The following is a 4,769-nucleotide window of genomic DNA, read 5'->3' on the forward strand; positions in this document are numbered from 1 at the left end:
ACTGGTCGCGCAGTTCCCCGCGCCCCTTCGGGGCGCACCCGACCGGACCGGACTTCATCGAGGCCGCTTAGACTGGCGGGAGCCTGGAGGGGAGACCGGCCGGGAGAGGGGGTGTGAGGGTGTCGCGACGATTCGAAGCGCTGCGCATGCGGCTAGCCGTCTGCCTGTTTCTGCTGACCGGAGTTCTGCTGGCACAGAGCGGGACCGTCAGCGCCGTCGCCCTCGCCGCCACCGTGGCGACCACGGCCGCCGTCGCCACCGCGCTGCTGACCTGCGCGATCCTCGCCTCCCGCGGCCGAACACCCGCCCCCGCCGGGCGGATTCGCACCGCGATACGGGACCGTGAGCGCCGTACGGCGTTCCTGCCCCAGCGGGATCCCGACGCCTCGGGACGCCCGAGGCCGCGAGCGCCGGGCCGTCGGCTGCCGACGGCCGCGTAGGCGCACCCATTTCGCTGTACGGCGGACCCCAGCCGCTCCGGCGTTAAAGGAGCGGGGGCCGGGGCGGAGCCCCGGAAGCTCCAGCATTCGTACCGCCGCGCCACGCGGCTCGTCACGCCGATGTCTTCCTCACTCCGGCACGACGAGACCCGCGGAGGGCTCACATGTCCCTTTTCTCTTCCCTCGGCTCCCTGCTGACCACCATGGCGGGCGGCCTCGACCCGCTCTTCGGCGCGTCCGCGGCGGCGGCCGCCATCGTCCTGTTCACGCTGTGCGTCCGCGCCGCGCTGCATCCCCTCGCCCGTGCCGCGGTCCGCGGTGAGAAGGCGCGGGCCGCGCTCGCGCCGAAGCTCACGGAGCTGAGCCGCAAGCACCAGGGCGACCCCGAGCGGCTGCGGCGCGCCATGGCGGAGCTGCGGGCCAAGGAGGGCGCGGCACCGCTGGCGGGCTGTCTCCCGGCGCTCGCCCAGCTTCCGGTCTTCTTCGTGATGTACCACGTCTTCTCCACCGGCAGCGGCGCCGGAGACCTCCTCGACCACACCCTTGCCGGGGCCCCGCTCGGCGCCGCGTGGGGCGGGGCGTTCAGCGGTGCGCCGGGTCTGGTCTACCTCGGGCTGTTCGCGGTGATCGCGGCCGTGGCGACCTGGACGTACCTCCGCGCCCGCAGGACGACCGTCCCCGGGGCGCCCGGAGTGGCCCGGGCGCTGCCGCTGCTCTCGTTCGGGACCCTCGTCACCGCCGCCGTGGTCCCGCTGGCGGCGGCGCTGTACCTGGCGACCAGCACCACCTGGACGGCGGTGGAACGGGCCCTGCTGCACCGCGGATGACGGCATGCATGACGGCGCTCATGACCGCACCCATGACGGGGCCCACAGCGGCACCTGCTGACGGCACCCGTCGAACTCACGAGTGAAACCGCTGTCCCAGTCCGTGAATGAGGTCTTGCGGGCTGGACGCCCCTGAAGGGAGGATCGATCAGCCGGTAGGCGCCTCGCACCGGCCTGTGACCTCGGGAGTCTTGGGATGAAACTGCTGCGAGTCGGACCGGCGGGCGCGGAACGCCCCGCGCTGCTCGATCAGAACGGCACCTTGCGCGATCTGTCCGCCCTGGCCGCGGACATCGACGGCGCCCTCCTCGGCGACGAGGTCGCCCTCGCGCGGCTGCGCGCGGCGGCGGCCGCGGAGGGCGACGACGCGCTGCCCGTGATCGAGGACGGCGGGGTGCGGATCGGCCCGCCGCTCGGCCGGATCGGCAAGATCGTGTGCATCGGGCTGAACTACCACGACCACGCCGCCGAGACCGGCGCCACCGCTCCCGAAGAGCCCATCATCTTCATGAAGGCCCCGGACACGGTCGTCGGCCCCGATGACACGGTCCTCGTGCCGCGCGGCAGCGTGAAGACCGACTGGGAGGTCGAACTCGCCGTCGTCATCGGCCGCACCGCCCGCTACCTCGACTCCGACGAGGCCGCCCTCGCCTCGGTCGCGGGCTATGCGATCGCCCATGACGTCTCCGAGCGCGCCTTCCAGATCGAGCGCGGCGGCCAGTGGGACAAAGGCAAGAACTGCGAGACGTTCAACCCCCTGGGCCCCTGGCTGGTGACCGCCGACGAGATCCCCGATCCGCAGGCCCTGGGCCTGCGTCTGTGGGTCAACGGCGAGGTCAAGCAGGACGGCACCACCGCGGACCAGATCTTCGGCGTGGCCCATGTGGTCCGCTACCTCAGCCAGTTCATGACCCTCTACCCCGGCGATGTCATCAACACCGGCACCCCGGCGGGCGTGGCCATGGGCCGCCCCGAACCCAAGCCGTACCTCCGCTCCGGCGATGTCGTCGAGCTCGAGATCGACGGACTGGGGCGCCAGCGCCAGGAGTTCAAGGACGCGTAGCGGACGTCGAACGAGGGGCGGCCCGGACGGGAGGGCCGCCCTCAACCCTGGGGCCCGCGAGCCGCGATCAGGCTTTGATGACGTCGACGGAGGGGCCGCAGAGCAGAGTCAGGTCTTCGGGGTCGGAAGTGAGGAGGGTCACCGGCCCGGGAACGGCGTGCGCGACGGAGGCGAGGACCGCGTCGATCGCGTACTTGTGGCCGTGCAGACGATGCGTACGGAGCAGCAGTGCTGCCCTGTCGGCGACCTCTCTGGTGACGTCATGGACATCGATGCGGGAGAGGGCCCACCTGACGCGGGCAGGGTGGACACGGTCGTAGTCGGCCTCCAAGATGGTCATCGCGGTGGTGGCCACCCGCACGTCTTCCTCGACCGCCGCCTGGACGAAGGCCACGATGGCACGGTCCTTGAGATAGACCTTGGACAGCCCCTCGCAGTCCAGCAGGAGTGTGCCGGGCATCAGGCGGCGTTCTCGCCCGCTCGGCGGTGATCGTGGCGCAGGAGAGCACGGGCTGCCTCGACTTCGGCGCGAGTCAGTTCCTCGTGGTCGGTTTCGAAGTCGGTGACGATCTCGCGGAGCTTGTCCATCGCGACCCGCTGGTCCAATGCCTCGGCGACATAGGCGGAGAAGCCGCCGGGGCCGACATGGGACCGCACGGTCTCGGCAAGGTCTTCGGGCAGGCTGATCGAGTACTTTTTGCTACCGCTCATGGTCTCGATGCTACCAGTGGTGGTAAGGCTCGCTCACTTACGCCAGGACCTCGATCCGGACGGTACGGCGCTCCGCGGCCGACAGCCGGGCCGCCTCCAGCACATGCAGGGCGGCCGCGGCCTCGGCGGCGGTGACCGGCGGCGGGGTGCCGTCGCGGAGGGCGGCGGCGACGGCGGCGTAGTACGCGGGGTAGTCGCCCTGGAGGGTCGGCACCGGGACCCCGCCGCCGGTCAGCGGGGACTCTCCGGCGCCCAGCCGGCCCCATTCGCTCTCCGGCTCGGTGCCCCATTCGACGGACGGGTCGCCGGGGCGCAGCCCCTCGCGCAGGGCGGCCTCCTGCGGGTCGAGGCCGTACTTCACATAGCCCGCCCCGCTGCCCAGCACCCGGAAGCGCGGGCCGAGCTGGGCGGTGATCGCGCTCATCCACAGATGGGAGCGGACGCCGCTGGTGTGGGTGAGCGCGATAAAGGTGTCGTCGTCGGTCTGCGCCCCCGGGCGGCGCACATCGACCTCGGCGTAGACGGATTCGACGGGGCCGAAGAGGGTGAGCGCCTGGTCGACGAGGTGGCTGCCCAGGTCGTACAGCAGCCCGCCGACCTCGGCCGGGTCGCCGGACTCCCGCCAGCCGCCCTTGAGCTGCGGCCGCCACCGCTCGAAGCGGGACTCGAAGCGCTGTACGTCGCCGAGCACGCCCTCGGCGAGCAGCGCGCGCAGGGTGCGGAAGTCGTTGTCCCAGCGGCGGTTCTGGAAGACGCTCAGCAGCAGCCCGCGGGCCTCGGCGAGCGCGGCCAGCTCCTCGGCCTCGGCGGCGGTCGCGGCCAGCGGCTTGTCCACGACGACCGGCAGCCCCGCATCGAGGGCGGCGCGGGCGAGCGGCACATGGGTGCGGTTCGGGGACGCGATGACGATCAGGTCCAGCTCATCCGCCCGGCCCCACAGCTCATCGGCGGAGTCCGCGAGACGGATGTCGGGGAACTCGGCGCGTGCCTGCCGCTGCCGCTCCGGGCTGGAGGTGACGACGGTGTCCAGGACCAGTCCCTCGGTGGCCGCGATCAAGGGGGCGTGGAAGACGGATCCGGCCAGGCCGTAGCCGATCAGTCCCACGCGGACGGTGCTGCTGTCATCCAGGGCATCCATGGCATCCATGAGCCCACTTTGGCAACAGCGTTGCTAAAGCGCAAGCGATGGCCACAATGGAGGGGTGAACAGCACCATGTCGGGGGCGGCCGGGCCCGGAGCCAATCTGACCGCCCTGCGCAGCCATAACGCCGCGCTCATCCTGCGTCTGCTGCGCGACGCGGGCGAGGACGGCGTCAGCCGACCGGAGCTGGCCGCCCACACCGGCCTCACCCCCCAGGCCGTCAGCAAGATCACGGCACGGCTGAGGACCGAGGGACTGGCGGTGGAGGCCGGTCAGCGCGCCTCGACCGGCGGCAAACCGCCCGCCGTGCTCCGCCTGGTCCCGGGCGCCCGCCATGCGATCGGGCTTCAGCTCGACCGCGATGAGCTGACGGCCGTCCTCGTCGACCTCGCGGGCACGGAGGTCGCCGCCCGCAGCGCGCCCTTCGACTTCGGTGCGCGGGCGGAGGAGGCGCTCGCGGCGGCCACCGCCGAGGTCAGGGCGCTCCTCGCGGATGCCGGGACCGGCCTTACGGAGACCGGCACGGAGGCTGGCGGCACGGAGACCGGCGGCGCGACTCGCGGGGCGACCGGCGGCGCGACTCGCG

The 4,769-nt window shown here is 72.4% G+C and carries 7 protein-coding genes; 4 read left to right on the forward strand and 3 right to left on the reverse strand.

The annotated features are described in order from the left end of the window. Window positions 1-119 precede the first annotated feature (119 nt). The 3 genes from KN815_RS06910 (at window position 120) to KN815_RS06920 (ending at window position 2,330) form a co-directional block, all read left to right on the forward strand. On the forward strand, window positions 120-440 hold the full coding sequence (locus tag KN815_RS06910; protein WP_372458284.1) for a DUF6412 domain-containing protein: 321 nt from the start codon (window positions 120-122) through the stop codon (window positions 438-440). 164 nt (window positions 441-604) lie between these two features. Then, complete coding sequence (locus KN815_RS06915) at window positions 605-1,267, forward strand: YidC/Oxa1 family membrane protein insertase (protein ID WP_216340860.1); 663 nt, start codon at window positions 605-607, stop codon at window positions 1,265-1,267. A gap of 196 nt (window positions 1,268-1,463) precedes the next feature. After that, window positions 1,464-2,330 carry a fumarylacetoacetate hydrolase family protein gene (locus tag KN815_RS06920; protein WP_216340861.1) on the forward strand — a complete coding sequence of 289 codons (867 nt, stop codon included), beginning with the start codon at window positions 1,464-1,466 and terminating at the stop codon, window positions 2,328-2,330. A 67-nt stretch (window positions 2,331-2,397) separates the two neighbouring features. Here KN815_RS06920 and KN815_RS06925 read toward each other — a convergent pair whose 3' ends face one another. From KN815_RS06925 to KN815_RS06935, 3 genes are read right to left on the reverse strand one after another with little or no spacing between them, the layout of a single operon-like run. Beyond that, window positions 2,398-2,790 (reverse strand): DNA-binding protein, encoded by a 393-nt coding sequence (locus KN815_RS06925; RefSeq protein ID WP_216340862.1) that lies wholly within the window; start codon window positions 2,788-2,790, stop codon window positions 2,398-2,400. Further along, window positions 2,790-3,041 carry a hypothetical protein gene (locus KN815_RS06930; protein WP_216340863.1) on the reverse strand — a complete coding sequence of 84 codons (252 nt, stop codon included), beginning with the start codon at window positions 3,039-3,041 and terminating at the stop codon, window positions 2,790-2,792. Before KN815_RS06930 ends, KN815_RS06925 begins: the two co-directional genes overlap by 1 nt. A 37-nt stretch (window positions 3,042-3,078) precedes the next feature. After that, window positions 3,079-4,179 (reverse strand): Gfo/Idh/MocA family oxidoreductase, encoded by a 1,101-nt coding sequence (locus KN815_RS06935; RefSeq protein ID WP_216340865.1) that lies wholly within the window; start codon window positions 4,177-4,179, stop codon window positions 3,079-3,081. Between the two features lie 76 nt (window positions 4,180-4,255). Here KN815_RS06935 and KN815_RS06940 point away from each other — a divergent pair. Then, window positions 4,256-4,769: helix-turn-helix domain-containing protein (locus KN815_RS06940; protein WP_253208808.1), on the forward strand; the 514-nt coding region annotated here is incomplete at its 3' end.

This window comes from Streptomyces niphimycinicus (genome assembly GCF_018883605.1).
Lineage (GTDB): Bacteria > Actinomycetota > Actinomycetes > Streptomycetales > Streptomycetaceae > Streptomyces > Streptomyces niphimycinicus.

Coding starts and splice junctions, on each gene's coding strand:
- KN815_RS06925 (WP_216340862.1), bottom strand. CDS start 2,790: ATGCCCGGCACACTCCTGCTGGACTGCGAGGGGCTGTCCAAGGTCTAT.
- KN815_RS06930 (WP_216340863.1), bottom strand. CDS start 3,041: ATGAGCGGTAGCAAAAAGTACTCGATCAGCCTGCCCGAAGACCTTGCC.
- KN815_RS06915 (WP_216340860.1), top strand. CDS start 605: ATGTCCCTTTTCTCTTCCCTCGGCTCCCTGCTGACCACCATGGCGGGC.
- KN815_RS06935 (WP_216340865.1), bottom strand. CDS start 4,179: ATGGATGCCCTGGATGACAGCAGCACCGTCCGCGTGGGACTGATCGGC.
- KN815_RS06920 (WP_216340861.1), top strand. CDS start 1,464: ATGAAACTGCTGCGAGTCGGACCGGCGGGCGCGGAACGCCCCGCGCTG.